This is a genomic window from Halosegnis sp. (assembly GCF_042216475.1).
Taxonomy (GTDB): domain Archaea; phylum Halobacteriota; class Halobacteria; order Halobacteriales; family Haloarculaceae; genus Halosegnis.
In genome coordinates, this window is the sequence record NZ_JBDGTV010000011.1 from 78,235 (window position 1) to 94,057 (window position 15,823).

Here is a 15,823-nt window from a genome sequence, read left to right on the forward strand (position 1 = left end):
CGCACGCAAAACCGCCGGACGAACGGGGCCTCAGGCGACGGGGATATCCTGTTCGGCTTCCAGCAACTCGTGGTACCGGTTGCGGATGGTGACCTCCGAGATATCGGCCACCTCGCTGACAGCCGCCTGTGTCGTCTTCTCGTTCGTGAGCAGCGCTGCCGCGTACACTGCGGCCGCGGCGAGGCCGACCGGCGACTTCCCGGAGTGGACGCCCTGCTGTTTGGCGTTCTGGAGCAGCTGGCGCGCGCGGTTCTCGGCCTCGTCGGAGAGCCCGAGGTCAGAGGCGAACCGGGGCACGTAGCTCTCGGGGTCGGCGGGCGCGACCTCCAACTTCAGTTCGCGGACGACGTAGCGGTACGTGCGGGCTACTTCGTCCTTCTCGACTCGAGAGACCTCGTCGATTTCATCAAGCGAGCGGGGGACACCGGCCTGCCGGGCGGCCGCGTACACGGCGGCCGTGGAGACCCCCTCGATGGAGCGGCCCGGCAGGAGATTCTCGTCGAGCGCCCGCCGGTAGATGACGCTGGACGTCTCGCGGACATTGTCCGGGAGGCCGAGCGCGGAGGCCATCCGGTCGATCTCGCCGAGGGCCTGCTTGAGATTGCGCTCCTTGGAGTCACGGGTGCGGAACCGTTCGTTCCACTTGCGAAGCCGCTGCATCTTCTGCCGCTGGTTGGAGGACAGTGAGTTCCCGTAGGCGTCTTGGTCGCGCCAGTCGATATTCGTCGACAGCCCCTTGTCGTGCATCATGTTCGTCGTCGGGGCGCCAACGCGGGATTTCTCGTCTTTCTCGGCAGAGTCGAACGCGCGCCACTCCGGCCCGCGGTCGATGTTGTCCTCTTCGACGACGAGCCCACAGTCTTCACAGACCGTCTCGTGATCAGCACTGGCGGTGAGGTTGCCGCCACACTCCGGACACCCCTCCGTCTGCTCGTCCTGTTCAGCTTCCTGTTCTTCGGTTCGCGCTGCGTGGGTGCGAATGTGGTCGCTCATTGGTGGTACGCTGGCGGGGGCTACCGGGGTGGCGCGGCCGCCGGAGAAAGCCCGGGTAGCTTCGCTTATCAGATTCACGCGAACCCAACTTATAAGCGTACCGGTACTCTGTGGGCGACCGACTGTACGGGAGTCGCCTGGGGCGAATAGCCGGCACAGCTGACCGGTTTATGCCGGAGCGTCGGTGTCAACGTACAAGCCAGTGGGACAGCCAGTGGAGGTATGTACGTAGCAGTCGGGAGCGGCAACCCAGTGAAGATCGCCGCCGTCGAGGCGGCCCTTCCCGAAGCGCGTGTCGAGGCAGAGCCGGTCGAGTCGGGCGTCTCCGAGCAGCCGTACGGTCTCACGGAGACAGTCGCGGGCGCGGAGACCCGCGCCGAGCGAGCCCTCTCCGGCGAGTACGACCTCGCGGTTGGGCTGGAAGGCGGTGTCGCCCGCTACGAGGCCGCCGAAGGGCTCTGGCTGGTGATGTGGGGCGCAGCGACCGACGGCGAGCGATGGGGTCGAGGTGGCGGTCCGTCGATACGGCTCCCAGAGGCTATCGCGGCCCGCGTCGAAGACGGTGAGGAACTTGGCCCAGTGATGGATGATGTTCTCGGCAAAGAGGGCGTCGCCCGCGAGCAGGGCGCCGCAGGTGTCCTTACCGGCGGCGCGACCGATCGGCAGGCAGCCCTGCGGACGGCCGCGGCGGGTGCCCTCGGGCCATTTCTCACCGATCACTACTGACCGGTTCCCGCTCGGCCTCGGCAGCTCCCTCGACGGCCTCGACCAGCGAGACATTGAACAGCAGGGTCGCAGCTACGCCGCCGAGGACGGTGACGACGTTCTTCACCGCATGGTCGACGACCGAAACAGCAAGCGCGACGGCAGCAGTCAGTCCGGGCACGGCCGTGAGTGCGACGACAATGAGGGTGAACGCGCCCTCGTAGAGACCAATCCCACCCGGCGACAGCGGCACCACCTTCGCAAGGTTGCCGACGCTGACAGCGAAAAAGAGGACGGCAAGCAAGTATGGCGTCACGGCGACACCGAAGGCGGCCAGCACGACGACCGCAGTCGCGACGTCGATACCCCACACAAGGAGGCTGGTCGCGCCGACGCGGGCAAAGGCTCGTCCGTCGCCGGCGACAGCCTGCACGTCGCCGACGAACCGGCCAATCGCGTCCGAGACGTAATCCGCGTAGGAGTCGTCGCTGACGGCCGCAAGCGCGCGGTGGACGAAGTTGGTTTCATGCCGGGCACTCGCGAGGATGACGACGACGGCAAAGATAGCGAGCAGGCCCACGCCTGCGGCTACTTGAAGGGCGGTCCGGGCCGCCTCGCCTGGTCGGATGGTCTCACCGCCGATGGTGACAGCCCCGACATCAGCAGCAATCGCCGCGGCCAGCCCGGCCGTGCCGTCTGTGAGCACTAGCCCCACTAGGACCGTCCCCGCCAGCACAGTGATCGCCAGCAGGTCGAACACGCGTTCGACGGCCAGCGAGGCAAATCCACTGGGGTACGGGACCTTCCGACGAGCCTTCACCACGTAGGCGCGGACAGCATCACCCGCCCGTGCGGGAAACACGAGGTTGCCGGTCTGAGAGATAAACACCGCACCAGTGAGGAAGCCGACATCGCCGGGGTAGCCGAGTTTCGCCAGGATATCGCGGTAGCGAGCACCTCGTAGCGGCCACGAGAGGAGGTAAACAACGCCAGCGACGGCCACGAGTGTTGGGTCGGCGCCGGCGATGGCGTCGAGCACTGCCGACGGGTCGAGATAAACAGTCATCAGCGCTAACGCGGCGACCACCAGCAGACTTCCAGCGGCGAGGCCGGCTCGGCGTGTGGCCCGCGGCTGGATGCTGAACTCCCACCAGACACGGAGAATCTGGCTTCCCATCCCGAGGACGTCACGCACGAGGTCGACCGTCGTGTCTCCCTTTGGTGTCCACCGAACGGGAAACTCTTTCACCCGGTAGCCGGCCCGCTGAGCGCGCACGAGCACCTCTGTGTCCCAGAACCAGTGGTCGTCTTCAACGTCATTGAGCAGGGCGAACAGCGCCGTCCGGTCGAACGCTTTGAAGCCGCACTGGTGGTCATGCAGTTCCGATCCGAGCAGCAGCCGGACCAGCCCGTTGAATCCCGTCGAGGCGACGCCCCGCTCCGGCTCGCGCTCCTGCTTCCGGCCTGGGATACGCCGGGACCCGGTAGCGACATCGTACCCCTCTGTGCGGATGGATTCGACCAACTCTTCTAGGTGCGCCATGTCCGTCGCGAGGTCCGTGTCAAAGTAGACGAGCACGTCGCCGTCACTGGCGCGAAACGCCCGTTCCAGGGCGCCGCCACGGCCCAGCCGCTCGTCGCTGTGGAAGTGCCGCACGCGAGGGTCTTCGGCCGCGAGTTGGTCAGCGATCTCTGGTGTGCGGTCCTCGCAGCCATCCTCAGCGACGATGACCTCGAAGGAGTCGCAGAAGGAGGCGAGCGTGTCGAGGGTCACGTTGACGGTGTGCTCCAGTGTCTCCGCCTCGTTGTACGCCGGGAGAACCACGCTCACCTCCGTCATGAGGGTCGTTTGCGAGCAGCCGGCTATGAACCTTCTGGGACTGGTCGACGTGCGAGCTGGCCGCGCCTCCTGAACCATTTGATGGTACTCAATGGTATCAGGTGGTTTATGGGGGCAATCTTTATAAGTCTCGTCGGCGAAGTATAGTATACACGATGACGAACGATACGTTCAGTACCCCGATTCAGACCGCCTTCGAACTCCAGCGCAACGCCATCGAGCAGAGCCAGGCGGCCCTCGAGAGCAGCGTCGAGTTCCAGCGACAGTTCAACGAGGCCGTTCTTGACGCGACCCAGCCGGACGCCGGCGAGACGCTCCCGGGCGTCGACTTCGCGCGCCGTGCCATCCACAGCCAACTGGACGCCATCGAGGCAACGGCACCGGACGCAGCCGGGCCTGTCGAAGAGGTTCGGAACACGGTCGACGAGCAGTTCGACCAGCTCGAGCGCCAGCGGACGGACGCACTTGCGGCCGCCGAAGACGCCGTCGAGGACGGCACTCAGAGCTACGAGGAGTTCGTGACTGAGTATCTCGAGGCTGTTACCGAGCAGCTGGACATGCTTCTGGAGGCCCACGAGGAGATCGAGGGCCAGACCCTGGAGGCGTTCCAGCAGGCCGAGTCACAGTTCGAAGAGATGCAAGCACAGTTCGAGGAGGGTAGCGAAGAATTCCAGAGCCGCCTCGAGGAGCAAAGCGAGGAGATGCAGGAGCAGTTCGCGGCCCTTGAGGAACAGTTCGAACAGCAGTTCGAGCAGTTCCGCACTCAGATCGAAGAGATGCAGTCCCGCGTCGCGGCCGCCGACGACGAGTAGCGCCGACAGTCTATTCTTTTTGGCTACGCGGAGTGCTGCCGGCTCAATCGGCTCCCTCTGGCGTATCGATCGTAAAGAACGCCTGCAGACGTTCATCATCACCGGGGACCGACTCGAGACTGGCGTGTGGTCGGTCGACGACGATGTCGCCGGCTCGGCCACGGCCGATGCCGGGAACCGCCACGAGTTCGTCCATCGACGCGCTGTTGGGGTCCAGCGGGTGGGGGACGCCGGTGACCGAGCGGTAGCCGTGGTCGGTGACAGCCACATCCACCGTCCTGCCGAGTTCTCGCTCGCCGGGCACTGCGACGAGCAGCGAGTAGGTGCCCAGCTGTCGGCCGAATGTCCGGCCGTCTTGGTGGTACTCGAGGTGGACGTTCGGGAGGACGGTGCCGGGGGGCACTACACGCTCGAGCATCGGGCGGTCGATGCGCTCGCGCACCTCCTGTTTGTAGGATTTGAAGTTCTGCTTGTGCGCCTCGGCGATATCGGCACCTGTCTCGGCCATCTCTGTCCCCTCGAAAGCCATCACCTGCCGGATATTGATGCGCCGGAGCATCAGGCCCTCCTCGAGAACGCGCTCGAGGAATCGCAGATTATGCTCGTAGGTTTCTGGCCGCTCGCCCATCAGTCCGTGGACGAGGTTGATCCCCGGGAGAAGTTTCGGCAGCCGGCGTGGCGCCTCAGCCCCGATAGATGGGGCATCGGCAGGCGACTCACCGGGTCGCCAACCGCCGGCTCCGTTCACCACCCGGACTGCCTCGAGACATTCCTCAGCGGTGACCAGTAGGTTGTTCTCTTCTTGGACAACGGGATCGGCAGATTCGAGCCCGAATGCCGCAGTATCGCCGGGCGTGTTGTGCTCTGCGATAATCCGAATCGCCTCCCGTGACCGCTCCGGATAGTCCACGATAGTCACGGGATTCATATTGTCGAGGTGGAGCGTCTCGAGGTCAGGAGCAGCCTCACGGATACCGCCGTAGAGGTCACGGAGAGCCTCTGGATTTGGCGCCTCGCCGTCGCCGCCAAATGCGAGGATATCTGCCTGCCGGCCGAGCCGGAAGTGACGGACTCCCCAGTCTGATAGTGCGGCCACCTCATCCACGACTGCCTCGGCCGACCGGAAGGCTGGATCGCCGTACATCGGCTCCGTACAGAATGAACATCGGTAGGCACAGCCCCGTGAGGTCTCCATCTCACAGATGAGGTAATCGGGGTGGTTGGGGTGCTGCTCGACAACGAACGCCCCTTCCCGTGCCCACCGGGCAACCTCATCATTCGAGCGGTAGCGGTCCTCGAAGCCTTCCAGGCCCCCGTGGACGAGGTCGTAGGCAGCCGCTTCCACGTCCGCGAGCGCGAGGAAGTCGAAATCGAGGTCGTCGCGGGCCGTCTCCTGTGCGCCGGCGTTCTCTTCGCCAACGCCAAACCGGACCGGCCCCCCCATCAGGCTCGTCCCGTTGGCCGTCCACGCGAGTTCGCGCACCTCGTCCGGTTCGGCCGGCGTACCACCGACGTAACTCCCGGGGACGGTCATCCCCCCGACGTAGATGAACAGGTCCGCCTCCTCGACGTCGCGCCATTTGTGGCGGTCGTCGCGGAGTTCGTCGATAGTGTGGTAGGTCACCTGCTCCCGCGGGACGCCGGCGTCGACCAGCGCACCCGCCGTGTACCGCGGGTATGTCGAGACGTACGGCGGTACGCCAAAGTGAGCCGGCTCGTCCACGTACCCGTCCACGAGCGTGACGGCGAGGTCGGCCGGGTCCTCCATACCGAAGCCAGCGGGTCGAGCGGTAAAACGCCGCCGGTCGGGTCCGCGGCAGCGCCCGTGGCCGGACTTTTGTGGCCGGACTACCTCGGGCTGGTATGCCAGCCGACAAGGCGACGCTGCCACCGGAGACCCGTATCGGCCGGGTCGCGCTCGCCATCGCTGACCTCAACCGGATGACCGATTTCTACGCGGACGTAGTCGGACTTGTCGTCCGCGAGCGAACTGACGACCAGGCCGTCCTCGGCACGACGGAGACGCCGTTTCTGGTGCTCGAGGCGAGCGATGCCCCCGAGCGAGCCCCCGACGAGACAGGACTTTTTCACACCGCATTTCGCGTGCCCGACCGAACGGCACTGGGGGCGGCCCTCGAGCGGATTGAGACCGACTGGCGCCTCACTGGCGCCTCCGACCACCTCGTTAGCGAGGCGCTGTACCTGCGTGACCCAGAGGACAACGGCGTCGAGGTGTACTGCGACACGCCGCGGGAGACGTGGGAGATGCTCCCCAACGGCCGCGTCGACATCGACACGCGCCCGCTCGACCTCGGGCCGATACGCGCGGCCGGCGACGGGGGCGAGACGGTGCCGGCTGAGACCGATGTGGGCCACATCCACCTCGAGGTGTCGTCAGTCGCGGCCGCTCGTGAGTTCTACGTCGACACACTGGGGTTCCGGGTGCGTCGCGAATGGCCCGACGCCGAACAGCCGGACGCGCTGTTCGTCGCCGCCGGCGACTACCATCACCATGTCGGGCTGAATACGTGGCAGGGCCGGACGGCGCCGAAGACCGGCCGTGGACTCGCGTGGGCAGAGATACTCGTCCCCGAGGCAGGGCTCACGGCCCTCAAGAGCCGCCTCCGCGATGCCGATATCGAGGTCGGCGGCGACCACGAACTCCAGATTACCGACCCGGACGGCATCGACCTTCGTCTGCGAGTTCAGACATAGATGTACCCTTCCAGCGGGTCGTAGCGGGACTCGTCGACGGCGAACCCAGCCTCGGCGGCTCGGGCCACGGCGACGGCCGCGACGACGGCATCGAGCGCGTCGCCGCCTCCGTCTGCGAGGGCTGTCTCTTCGGTCTCTGCTGAGAGGTCGACGCCCCACGCCCGCAGGCCAGCGAGTATCCGCTCGCGGCGGGCCCGTTCTCCGTCGTGGGTACCACCCTTGTACCGTTCGGCCGGCAGGTCCAGCGCACGGAGCGTCGCCGCCGGGTACACCTCACAGAGCGGCGCGTCCCGGCCGGTCATCGGTGCGACAGTCACCCGGTCTGTGGCGACCAGTGGTGCGAGCACATCCCGGAGCCCGTGGAGCGTCTGGTAGCGTGTTATGAACGAGTACGGCGAGGAGGCGCCGGTCGGACCGTCTGTTCGGCGCTTCAGTTCAACGCCGTCAGCGTCGCTCGCACGCGCCCGCTCTTTGAGCGCGGCCTGCATCTCGCGGGCGTCGGTATCCGCAAACTCGTCTGCGACCCATGCGAGCGCCGCCGACCAGTCCGGGACCGACGGGAGCAGTGGTCGCGGCAGCCCGAAGGAGACATCGAGACCAACCGCGCCGTCAGCGCCGGCCAACCACTCCCGGAGCGCCCGGAGCACCGGCTCGCGGTCGGTCGCGTCGAACGCCGCACGGGCCGAGCGGCACGCTTGCACGCGAATCCCGTCATCGCTCGGGACGGCGCTCGCAAGCCAGATAGAGTCGCCTGGCCGGGCCGCGCCGCTGAAGTCGACGCCGTGGTACACGTCGGGAGTCGGACCGGTGGGCGCAAACCCGTTTCGCTGCGCACCGGTCCGCAACGGTTAACCTCGGGCCACGGAAACTCGCGTGTATGACAGACGACGAGACCGAGGCGCCGGCGGTGCCGCTGGGCGACGGGCCTGACGTTGCGGGCGTGCCGCTGGCGCAGGTGACTGGCCGGCTTCATTTCGGTATCGAGGCGAGCGAGGTCGTCCGCCGGGAAGGGGAAACGAGAATCCGAACGCCGACAGGGCCGCGTGACCTGGCCGCAGTAATCGAAGAGAGCGACGAGACCTACTTCCCGACCAGGCAGGCGTTCGAAACGGCTGTCCGCGACGTCATCGGCACCGGTCCCGTCCCGACGGAGTAGCCGCGACAGTGGGGGGGACAGGGCCAGACGGCTGGGGGGTGTTTGCCGACCGCGAGCACCGCGACCCCGTTGGTGGCCGGTTTGCTCGCCTCTCGTGGCCGGTGCGAGCACTCGCCGTCGGCGCCATCCTCGGCGCCGTGTGGACGCTGTGGACTACTGCCGGTCTGAACGAGCGCGTGCTGAAAGACGTCCTGCTGTTTTTCGCGGCGCCTGCTGCGCTCGTGGCATTTCACGGCCGGCGGCTGGGGTGGCGGGTCGACCGGGCAGCGATACGCAACAGCCTCCTGCTTGCAGCCTTCGTCGCGCCGTTTTACCTCGTTGGATCGACGCTTCCCTCTGTGCGGGCCTTTTACCCGATGTGGGGCGGCACGCTGGAGACGTACCCCAGCCACGCGCTCCGACAGTTCGCGGTTGTCCTCGCGGCCGAGACGTACTATCGGGGGTTGCTCTGCGTGAGCGTCCGCGAACTCGGCCGGAAGGCCGCGCTCATCAGCCCCATCGTCTACGCGTTCCACCACGTGCACAAGCCGCCGGTCGAACTGCTGTTGTCCGGGCCGACAGACGTACTGTTCGGGCTCGTCGATTACGAATCCAACTCTATCCTCCCGTCGGTTGTCGCTCATGGCGGCGGGCTGGCGTTGCTCGACTGGCTCGTCCTCCACGAGCCACTGGTGGCGCCCGAGCGGGTGCTGGAGTGGCTCTCCTGGCTCCCGCTCCCCCTTTGACCGTCTCCCACGAGCAAAGCCGTTGGCTTTCGCCGTGGAGGAGTGTAAGTTTCGCCACGTTCAATACCGGACCTGCCGACCCACGTATATGACACGCTCCGTCTGGCTGAAGGCCGACGACTCGGTCGGCGACTGGGAGACGCGGCGCGCACGCATCACCGCGGGGCTGGAAGCGGGCGTCGACGTCGTGCTCGTGGACCGCCGTGATGTCGAGCGCGTGCGGGAACTCGGGCAGGTGACCGTCGCTGCGTTCACCGGCGATGACGTTCACGTGATGGACGCCGAGGAGGCCGACGAGGAGCCGGACATCCGCGTCGTCGGCAAGGATGGCGAGGGGGACGGTACTGTCGACCTCCCGGGAGATTTCTCTGGCAGCGCCGACCTGACCACACTCCGGCGAGGGGGCGCAGAGGCTGCGTACGTCCGTATCCTGAACGAAGACTACGAGTCATTCGCGGAGACGGCCGCCGGGGATGCCGAGTATACTGTCGTTGTCGGCGAAGACTGGACCATCATTCCGCTGGAGAATCTCATCGCCCGCATTGGCGAAGAGACGGAGCTGGTGGCAGGCGTTCGCACCGCCGAGGAGGCCCGCACCGCCTTCGAAACGCTGGAGCTGGGCGCCGACGCAGTCCTGTTGGACGCAGACGACCCGGGCACCATCCGTGACGTTGTCGACGTGCGCGACGAGGCTGACCGCGAAACGCTCGAACTCACCCATGCGACGGTGACGGCCGTCGAGGAGACGGGCAGCGCCGACCGGGTCTGTGTCGATACCGGCTCGATGATGACCGACGACGAGGGGATGCTCGTCGGGTCGATGTCGCGCGGACTCTTCTTTGTTCACGCTGAGACGGCCGACTCTCCGTACGTCGCCTCGCGGCCGTTCCGGGTGAACGCCGGGGCCGTCCACGCTTACGTCCGGACACCCGGCGGCGGCACGAAGTACCTCTCGGAGCTCAAATCGGGCGACGAGGTACAGATCGTCGATACGGCCGGCAACACCCGGGAGGCCATCGTCGGCCGCGCCAAGATTGAGCGGCGGCCCATGTTCCGCATCGAAGCAGAGACGCCCGACGGTGACCGCATCGAGACGCTGCTCCAGAATGCCGAGACTATCAAAGTCGCCACCACCGAGGGCCGCCGAGCCGTCACCGACCTCGAGGCGGGAGAAGAGCTGCTGGTGTACTACGAAGACACCGCACGCCACTTCGGCGAGGCCGTCGAAGAGACGATAATCGAAAAGTAAGCGGCGTCGCCGCTCACAGCGGCCGCAAAATGAAAGCCTACCCCGTTTAGCGGTGTGAGGAGGGCAACCTGCGTTCAGTCGTCGAGTTCCGCCACCAGTCGCGCGAGCGTCCCGAGCTCGTACTGACCGGGCGCGGTCGCGTCCGTAGGGTCGACCGGGGCGTAGCCGATCCGCGAGCCATACAGCGGCGCGACCGCACGGGTGTGACGGCCCGGCTCGCCCATCGCCATCGTCGCGACGGTCGCACCCTCGTCGTGCATTGCCTGCGTCACCGATAGCAGCCGGAGGGTGTCGGCCCGCGACTCGGCGGTGACAGCGAGCTTGCCGATGTCGCCGGCCGCGGCCGCCCGTGCGAGCAGCCGTGCGAGCTCCTCACCCTCGGGCGTCTCCGCGAAGTCGTGGACCGAGGCGACAACCTGCGCTCCATGGTCGTGCGCATGCTCAAGCGTGGGCTGGGCGCCATCCTCGATTGCGGCCACCTCGATATCGACGGCGACAACCGCCTCATGCTCGGCGGCTGTCTCGAGAGCCGCCAGCCGGCCCTCATCGTCAGCCTCACCGCCCTCCCATGCAGCCCGATTCGTGCACAGCAGCGGCAGGTTGCCATCGTAATCGTCGAGCGCCGACAGCGGGTCAGCTGCGAGATCCATCCTAAACTCGACGAGGTCGGCGTGCTCGCGAGCCTGCGGCTCATCGGCGAGGTCCGCGGTCGAGGCCGCCAGTCGGAAGGTGTCGAACGAAAGATCGGCGTCCATACGGACGGGTGAACGCCGACCGGCAAAACCCCGGCGGCCAGCGGTCGTGCAGGCGGCCTTATGTCGGTGGGGCGTCTATCTCTGGTATGCCCGAAGAAGTGCTGTTCAAGTCGGAGACGGAGCGTGACCGCGGCGAGATTGCCTCGTATCTACGGACAGTCGCCGAGAACCTCGAGGGTGGCGAGCCACTCCGGCTCAGCGCCGGTGGCGAGACGGTGACCCTCGACCCGCCAGCCCGCCTACCTTCGAGGTGAAGGCAGAACGTGAGGGGCCGGCCGATACCGCCGACGAACTGAGCATCGAGTTCGAGATCGAGTGGGATGAGGACGCCGGGGACGGAGACGGCGGCGAGCTCCAGATTGAGTGAGCGTGGTCTCGTAGACGTGCGTGTGGATGGTGGGCTACCTGCGCGTTCCTCTCCGACCGGAAGACCGCCTTCTACGGCGAGGAAGTGCGCCGTCTCCGCGAACACTACAAGCAACTGCGGAAGTCCATCGGGAAAGCGAAACCCCGACAAGGACAGCAGGTGGTCGAGCGTATCGGTGACGCGGAAGCGCGGAAGGTGGACGACCGCCTCCACAAGATTGCTCGCCAAATCGTGGAGGACGCCGAAGAACGGAACGCGGTCATCGTCGTGGGCGACCTCGGCGGGATTCGCAAGGACAACGACAAAGGGCGGTACGTCAACGACAAGACCCACAAGATGCCGTTCGCCCGCCTGCTCAACTACATCGAGTACAAGGCCCACGACGCGGGCATCGAGGTGCAGTTGGTCGAAGAATACGACACGTCGAAGACCTGCAATCGGTGTGCCTGTGAGGGTATCCGTGAGACGCAGGGACGCTTCGAGTGTCCCGAGTGTGGGTTGGACGACAACGCCGACAAGAACGGTGCGCTGAACATCGGCAAACGAGCCTTGGGCAAGTTCTCGAAACCGCTGTCCGAGGCGGGGGCCGTACTGGCACGGCCCGAAACGCAGGTCATCGTCCCACGCGACGAGGAACCTGCGAACCTCTCCGTCTCCGTGGGTTCAACCCCCAGTGGGGGAACCCCACGGCGTTAGCCGTGGGAGGATGTCAGACGGGTGCGTAGCTGGCTGTCCACGTCTGGCCTTCACGGACCACGTCGGTCACTTCGTAGAGACGGATTTTCCGTTCCAGCTTCGTCTTCACGCCGAACTCGTAATGGACCGCCTCGTGGTTCGTTTCGGCATCGGCGGCAAACGCGCGGTGGGCCTCGAGCCGGTCCTCGACGACGGTACGCGAGAGGGTGGGCGCGTCGGCGGCAGCTGCGGCGAATGTCTCCACGAGGGCGGGATCCCGCTCATAGCCGATGCTGTCGCGGCCGGCGACAAGCGCGGCCAGCGCTGTGGTCCCCGTCCCCCAGAATGGGTCCAGTACCCGGTCGCCGTAGACAGAAAACATCGACACCAGCCGATAGGGGACGGCAAAGGGAAACGCCGCCGAGCGATCGCGGCCATCGCCCGGCAGTGCCTGGCGTTCGCCGCGTATCTCCCAGAGGTCAGAAAACCACTCGTTGCGCTCCTCCCAGAAATACGCCGACTCGTAGCGCGTCTCGTCGCTCGGAGGAAACTCGCGAGGGCCGCCGTTGCGGAACAGCAGGATATGTTCGTGTTCCAGCGTTGGGTAGGCGTTTGTCGGGAGCGTGCCGCTCCCCATGAATTTCGCCGCCGAGTTGGCCGGCTTGCGCCAGAGGATGTCCGGCAGCGGCTGGAAGCCATGATTGCGCAGCCGGCTGGTTATCTCCGCCGCGTTAGGGTACTGCTGGAACTCGTCGAGGGTTCGGGTTGCGTCGCCGACGTTGATCGCGACGATTCCTCCCTCGCGGACGACATCGGCCAGTCGCGCCCAGACATCATCAAGCAGATCGTGCATCAACTGGAAGGCACGGTCGCCCTCGCCGGCCGACAGCGCCGTCTCGATCGCCGGTTCTTGGGCGCAGAAGCTCTCGTCCCACATTTCCACCATTGGATACGGTGGAGAGGTGACCACGAGGTCGACAGAATCGAGATCGAGTCCGCGCGCGTCGCCGACGCGGACCTCGTGGCGCGTTTGCATACGGGCGTGAGGGCGAGACGGCTTACGGGTCTTGCGGTCACGTCACTCCCAGTCAGGGCCGAAGTCGGGGTCGACACGGCGGTCCCGCCGGTCGATGTCGTCGATGCGCGCGATGTCTTCCGCAGAGAGGTCGAGCCCCAGGCTTGCCCAGTTGTCGCGGATGTGGGCCTCACTGGTCGCCTTGGGAATAGCGGTGACGCCCTTCTCGCGCAGCCACGCGAGACTCACCTGCGCGGCACTGGCGTCGTGCGCGTCGGCGATGTCCGTGAGGACAGGCACATCGAACACCTGGCCGCGAGCCAGCGGCGAGTAAGCAACAAGTTCGATATCGTTGCGGGCGGCGTACTCGCGCAGTTCGGTCTGGGGGAGCAGCGGGTGCATCTCTACCTGGTTGGCGAACGGCTGTTCGCCGAGCACATCCGCCGCCTCGTCAAGGTGAGCCGGCTCGAAGTTAGAGACGCCGATCCGCTCAACGAGGCCGTCATCGACGAGTTCTGCGAAGGCGGGCAGCGTCTCCGCCGGCGCGTACTCGCCGGCCGGCCAGTGGACGTACATCAGGTCGACGTAGTCGGTGTTGAGCCGGTCGAGACTCTCGCGTGTGGACCGAGCCACATCGGCCGGCGAGAGCTTGTCAATCCACACCTTGGAGGCAAGGAACACGTCCTCGCGGTCGACGTTGGCGGCGGCGATACCGTCGCCGACGCCTGCCTCGTTGCGGTATATCTGGGCGGTATCGATGTGGCGGTAGCCCACCTCGAGGGCGGTCCGGACCGAGTCGGCACACTGGTCGAGGTCGTCGTTCTCCCACGTGCCGAGGCCGAGCATCGGCATCCCCTTCCGGGTCGGTCCCTCGATGGGCTGCTGTCGCTGTGACATACCCTCCGGTACCGGCGTCGCCGGAAAACCCCTTGCGGTCCGTCGCGGGCTGGGACGCGAGTTTTATACGAGCGACGGCCGGCGGTTGGCGCATGAAGGCGACCGCGAAGGCCCATCCGATTCAGGGGCTCGTCAAATACCACGGGATGCGCGACCCCGAGCTTCGACTCCCGTACCACGACTCCATCAGCGTCTGCACTGCCCCTTCCCACTCGAAGACGACCGCCGCGTTCGACGATACGCTCGATGAGGACGAGTTCGTCATCGACGGCGAGGCGGTGACTGGCCGCGGCCGCGAGCGCATCGAGGCGGTCGTCGAGTACGTGCGCGAGTTAGCCGACATCAATGCGCCGGTCCGGTTCCACTCGGAGAACAACTTCCCGACGAACATTGGCTTCGGGTCCTCATCATCGGGATTTGCGGCCGCAGCCGTCGCGCTTGTCGAGGCCGCTGGCCTTGAGATGACCCGCCCGGAGATATCGACAGTCGCCCGGCGCGGCTCCTCGTCCGCAGCGCGCGCGGTCACCGGCGCGTTCTCGCAGCTTGACGCTGGCATGAACGACGCCGACTGCCGGGCCCACCGTATCGAGACGGATCTCGAAGAGGATCTCCGCATTGTGGCCGCGGAAGTCCCGGCGTTCAAGCACACCGAGGAAGCCCACCGCGAGGCGGCTGACTCGCATATGTTCGAGGCGCGGATGGCCCACATCCATCAGCAAATCGCGGATATGCGCGACGCCCTGCGGCGCGGGGCGTTCGAGGACGCCTTTGAACTCGCGGAACACGACTCGCTATCATTGGCCGCCACGACGATGACTGGCCCTGCAGGCTGGGTCTACTGGCAGCCAGAGACGCTGGCAGTGTTCGAGCGGGTGCGTGACCTCCGCGAAGAGGGGATACCAGCCTACTACTCGACAGATACCGGCGCGTCCGTCTATGTGAACACGACCGCAGCGCACGTCGACCGCGTCGAGTCCGCAATCGCCGAACTCGTGCCGACCCGCGTCTGGGAAGTCGGCGGCCCGGCCGAACTGCTCGACCAACGCGAGGCGCTGTTCTAAACAACCTGCGAGGGCGAGTTCCCCGACCCACCGGGGTCGGGGGTGAAGCCCGACACTCGATTCAGTGTTCTGTCTCCTCGATATATCGTTCAACTACTTCCTCCGACACCGCTCCCGCCGTTCCAACGTAGTGCCCAACCTTCCAGAATCCACCGCCCCAGAAATACGACTCTCGAATTTCGGGATACCGCTCCAGCAAGTGCTTACCCGAGTACGATTTGAACTGCCGGGCAATATCCGCTGGACTGTGCTTCGGGTCTGTTTGCACAAACAGGTGGACGTAATCGTCCGCAATCTCCAAGGCGAGAACCTCGTGTCCGAAGTGGTCGGCAGTCTCCGCAAACAACTCTCGCACATCGGCCTCCACTACATCGAGAACCGGGTGGCGGTACTTGGGACACCACACGAAGTGATACTTGCAGGAACTAACTGAATGCGCATGACTGCGGTACTCCTCCATCTCTAATCCCTACATTTATGACAGTCTATAACGGTTGTCATGGTATGGGTGAGGAAGCCACGAAGACGATTCAGACGCGCCTTCAGATAGCGTCTGGTGAACGGTCGTGGCTTCACGACGCCCGCCTCGCCTCACGCGAGATATTCAACGACACCATTCACCTCAAACAGCAAGGGTACAATCGTACCGAGATACAGAAGGAGGTTGACCGCGACGACTTCTTGCGGAACAACAAGTGCGCGGTCGTCGGCAAAGCCCTCCAAACATGGGACTCCTACCAGTCACTCCTCGACTGGTGGCGCAAACAAGACGACCCCGATGGCGGCAGACCGACTCCGCCAAATACGGACAAATCTGGTGCGTACCCGCTCGTGATGGCGCACACGGAAGGCTACCGC

At 65.7% G+C, this 15,823-nt stretch carries 15 protein-coding genes and 3 pseudogenes; 10 read left to right on the top strand and 8 right to left on the bottom strand.

Annotation, left to right across the window (positions count from 1 at the left end):
• Nucleotides 1–30: 30 nt before the first annotated feature.
• Complete coding sequence (locus tag ABEJ63_RS07730; RefSeq protein ID WP_375795780.1) at nt 31–993, bottom strand: transcription initiation factor IIB family protein; 963 nt, start codon at nt 991–993, stop codon at nt 31–33.
• A 222-nt stretch (nt 994–1,215) separates the two neighbouring features.
• Here ABEJ63_RS07730 and ABEJ63_RS07735 point away from each other — a divergent pair, with 222 nt between their 5' ends.
• Nucleotides 1,216–1,719 carry a DUF84 family protein gene (locus tag ABEJ63_RS07735; RefSeq protein WP_375795781.1) on the top strand — a complete coding sequence of 168 codons (504 nt, stop codon included), beginning with the start codon at nt 1,216–1,218 and terminating at the stop codon, nt 1,717–1,719.
• On the opposite strand, the gene ABEJ63_RS07740 is transcribed toward ABEJ63_RS07735, so the two are convergent.
• The gene (locus tag ABEJ63_RS07740) at nt 1,703–3,538 is read right to left on the bottom strand and encodes a flippase-like domain-containing protein (RefSeq protein ID WP_375795782.1); all 1,836 of its coding nucleotides are present in this window, start codon (nt 3,536–3,538) and stop codon (nt 1,703–1,705) included. The genes ABEJ63_RS07735 and ABEJ63_RS07740 overlap by 17 nt on opposite strands.
• Nucleotides 3,539–3,693: 155 nt before the next feature.
• On the opposite strand from ABEJ63_RS07740, the gene ABEJ63_RS07745 reads away from it, so the two are divergent.
• Nucleotides 3,694–4,350 carry a hypothetical protein gene (locus ABEJ63_RS07745; protein WP_375795783.1) on the top strand — a complete coding sequence of 219 codons (657 nt, stop codon included), beginning with the start codon at nt 3,694–3,696 and terminating at the stop codon, nt 4,348–4,350.
• 43 nt (nt 4,351–4,393) lie between these two features.
• Here the strand turns inward: ABEJ63_RS07745 and ABEJ63_RS07750 are convergent, their stop codons facing one another.
• Nucleotides 4,394–6,118 (bottom strand): radical SAM protein, encoded by a 1,725-nt coding sequence (locus tag ABEJ63_RS07750; protein ID WP_375795784.1) that lies wholly within the window; start codon nt 6,116–6,118, stop codon nt 4,394–4,396.
• A gap of 95 nt (nt 6,119–6,213) precedes the next feature.
• On the opposite strand from ABEJ63_RS07750, the gene ABEJ63_RS07755 reads away from it, so the two are divergent.
• Nucleotides 6,214–7,065: a VOC family protein gene (locus tag ABEJ63_RS07755; protein ID WP_375795785.1), complete on the top strand. Its 852-nt coding sequence runs from the start codon at nt 6,214–6,216 to the stop codon at nt 7,063–7,065.
• Here the strand turns inward: ABEJ63_RS07755 and ABEJ63_RS07760 are convergent.
• Nucleotides 7,056–7,856 carry a DUF429 domain-containing protein gene (locus ABEJ63_RS07760; protein ID WP_375795786.1) on the bottom strand — a complete coding sequence of 267 codons (801 nt, stop codon included), beginning with the start codon at nt 7,854–7,856 and terminating at the stop codon, nt 7,056–7,058. The genes ABEJ63_RS07755 and ABEJ63_RS07760 overlap by 10 nt on opposite strands.
• An 86-nt stretch (nt 7,857–7,942) precedes the next feature.
• On the opposite strand from ABEJ63_RS07760, the gene ABEJ63_RS07765 reads away from it, so the two are divergent.
• The 3 genes from ABEJ63_RS07765 to ABEJ63_RS07775 all read left to right on the top strand — a co-directional run bounded on the left by ABEJ63_RS07765 (nt 7,943) and on the right by ABEJ63_RS07775 (nt 10,195).
• Nucleotides 7,943–8,221: a DUF5789 family protein gene (locus tag ABEJ63_RS07765; RefSeq protein WP_375795787.1), complete on the top strand. Its 279-nt coding sequence runs from the start codon at nt 7,943–7,945 to the stop codon at nt 8,219–8,221.
• 38 nt (nt 8,222–8,259) lie between these two features.
• Entirely contained in the window at nt 8,260–8,946 is a 687-nt protein-coding gene (locus tag ABEJ63_RS07770; protein WP_375795797.1) for a CPBP family intramembrane glutamic endopeptidase, read from the top strand.
• An 88-nt stretch (nt 8,947–9,034) separates the two neighbouring features.
• A complete protein-coding gene (locus tag ABEJ63_RS07775; RefSeq protein WP_375795788.1) occupies nt 9,035–10,195 on the top strand; it encodes a 3-dehydroquinate synthase II in 1,161 nt (386 codons plus the stop codon).
• A 74-nt stretch (nt 10,196–10,269) separates the two neighbouring features.
• On the opposite strand, the gene ABEJ63_RS07780 is transcribed toward ABEJ63_RS07775, so the two are convergent.
• Nucleotides 10,270–10,950, bottom strand: a complete 681-nt coding sequence (locus ABEJ63_RS07780; protein WP_375795789.1) for a type I 3-dehydroquinate dehydratase — start codon at nt 10,948–10,950, stop codon at nt 10,270–10,272.
• Nucleotides 10,951–11,036: 86 nt separating this feature from the next.
• On the opposite strand from ABEJ63_RS07780, the pseudogene ABEJ63_RS07785 reads away from it, so the two are divergent.
• Together ABEJ63_RS07785 and ABEJ63_RS07790 are read left to right on the top strand one after the other, a co-directional pair.
• Nucleotides 11,037–11,317: pseudogene (locus tag ABEJ63_RS07785) on the top strand (amphi-Trp domain-containing protein).
• A gap of 27 nt (nt 11,318–11,344) precedes the next feature.
• Nucleotides 11,345–12,013, top strand: a pseudogene (locus ABEJ63_RS07790) (RNA-guided endonuclease TnpB family protein); the annotation flags it as partial.
• Nucleotides 12,014–12,026: 13 nt separating this feature from the next.
• Here the strand turns inward: ABEJ63_RS07790 and ABEJ63_RS07795 are convergent.
• Together ABEJ63_RS07795 and ABEJ63_RS07800 are read right to left on the bottom strand one after the other, a co-directional pair.
• Entirely contained in the window at nt 12,027–13,028 is a 1,002-nt protein-coding gene (locus tag ABEJ63_RS07795) for a DNA-methyltransferase (protein WP_375795790.1), read from the bottom strand.
• Nucleotides 13,029–13,070: 42 nt separating this feature from the next.
• Entirely contained in the window at nt 13,071–13,859 is a 789-nt protein-coding gene (locus ABEJ63_RS07800; protein WP_375795798.1) for an aldo/keto reductase, read from the bottom strand.
• 137 nt (nt 13,860–13,996) lie between these two features.
• On the opposite strand from ABEJ63_RS07800, the gene mvaD reads away from it, so the two are divergent.
• Nucleotides 13,997–14,965 carry a phosphomevalonate decarboxylase MvaD gene (gene mvaD / locus ABEJ63_RS07805; protein ID WP_375795791.1) on the top strand — a complete coding sequence of 323 codons (969 nt, stop codon included), beginning with the start codon at nt 13,997–13,999 and terminating at the stop codon, nt 14,963–14,965.
• Between the two features lie 61 nt (nt 14,966–15,026).
• On the opposite strand, the gene tnpA is transcribed toward mvaD, so the two are convergent.
• Nucleotides 15,027–15,425 carry an IS200/IS605 family transposase gene (gene tnpA, locus ABEJ63_RS07810; protein WP_375795792.1) on the bottom strand — a complete coding sequence of 133 codons (399 nt, stop codon included), beginning with the start codon at nt 15,423–15,425 and terminating at the stop codon, nt 15,027–15,029.
• Nucleotides 15,426–15,469: 44 nt separating this feature from the next.
• Here tnpA and ABEJ63_RS07815 point away from each other — a divergent pair.
• Nucleotides 15,470–15,823: pseudogene (locus ABEJ63_RS07815) on the top strand (RNA-guided endonuclease TnpB family protein); the annotation flags it as partial.

What these genes read in the sequence shown, in the direction of transcription:
- ABEJ63_RS07730 (WP_375795780.1), bottom strand. Translation starts at nt 993, where the DNA reads ATGAGCGACCACATTCGCACCCACGCAGCGCGAACCGAAGAACAGGAA.
- ABEJ63_RS07735 (WP_375795781.1), top strand. Translation starts at nt 1,216, where the DNA reads ATGTACGTAGCAGTCGGGAGCGGCAACCCAGTGAAGATCGCCGCCGTC.
- ABEJ63_RS07740 (WP_375795782.1), bottom strand. Translation starts at nt 3,538, where the DNA reads ATGACGGAGGTGAGCGTGGTTCTCCCGGCGTACAACGAGGCGGAGACA.
- ABEJ63_RS07745 (WP_375795783.1), top strand. Translation starts at nt 3,694, where the DNA reads ATGACGAACGATACGTTCAGTACCCCGATTCAGACCGCCTTCGAACTC.
- ABEJ63_RS07750 (WP_375795784.1), bottom strand. Translation starts at nt 6,118, where the DNA reads ATGGAGGACCCGGCCGACCTCGCCGTCACGCTCGTGGACGGGTACGTG.
- ABEJ63_RS07755 (WP_375795785.1), top strand. Translation starts at nt 6,214, where the DNA reads ATGCCAGCCGACAAGGCGACGCTGCCACCGGAGACCCGTATCGGCCGG.
- ABEJ63_RS07765 (WP_375795787.1), top strand. Translation starts at nt 7,943, where the DNA reads ATGACAGACGACGAGACCGAGGCGCCGGCGGTGCCGCTGGGCGACGGG.
- ABEJ63_RS07775 (WP_375795788.1), top strand. Translation starts at nt 9,035, where the DNA reads ATGACACGCTCCGTCTGGCTGAAGGCCGACGACTCGGTCGGCGACTGG.
- ABEJ63_RS07780 (WP_375795789.1), bottom strand. Translation starts at nt 10,950, where the DNA reads ATGGACGCCGATCTTTCGTTCGACACCTTCCGACTGGCGGCCTCGACC.
- ABEJ63_RS07795 (WP_375795790.1), bottom strand. Translation starts at nt 13,028, where the DNA reads ATGCAAACGCGCCACGAGGTCCGCGTCGGCGACGCGCGCGGACTCGAT.
- ABEJ63_RS07800 (WP_375795798.1), bottom strand. Translation starts at nt 13,859, where the DNA reads ATGCCGATGCTCGGCCTCGGCACGTGGGAGAACGACGACCTCGACCAG.
- mvaD (WP_375795791.1), top strand. Translation starts at nt 13,997, where the DNA reads ATGAAGGCGACCGCGAAGGCCCATCCGATTCAGGGGCTCGTCAAATAC.
- tnpA (WP_375795792.1), bottom strand. Translation starts at nt 15,425, where the DNA reads ATGGAGGAGTACCGCAGTCATGCGCATTCAGTTAGTTCCTGCAAGTAT.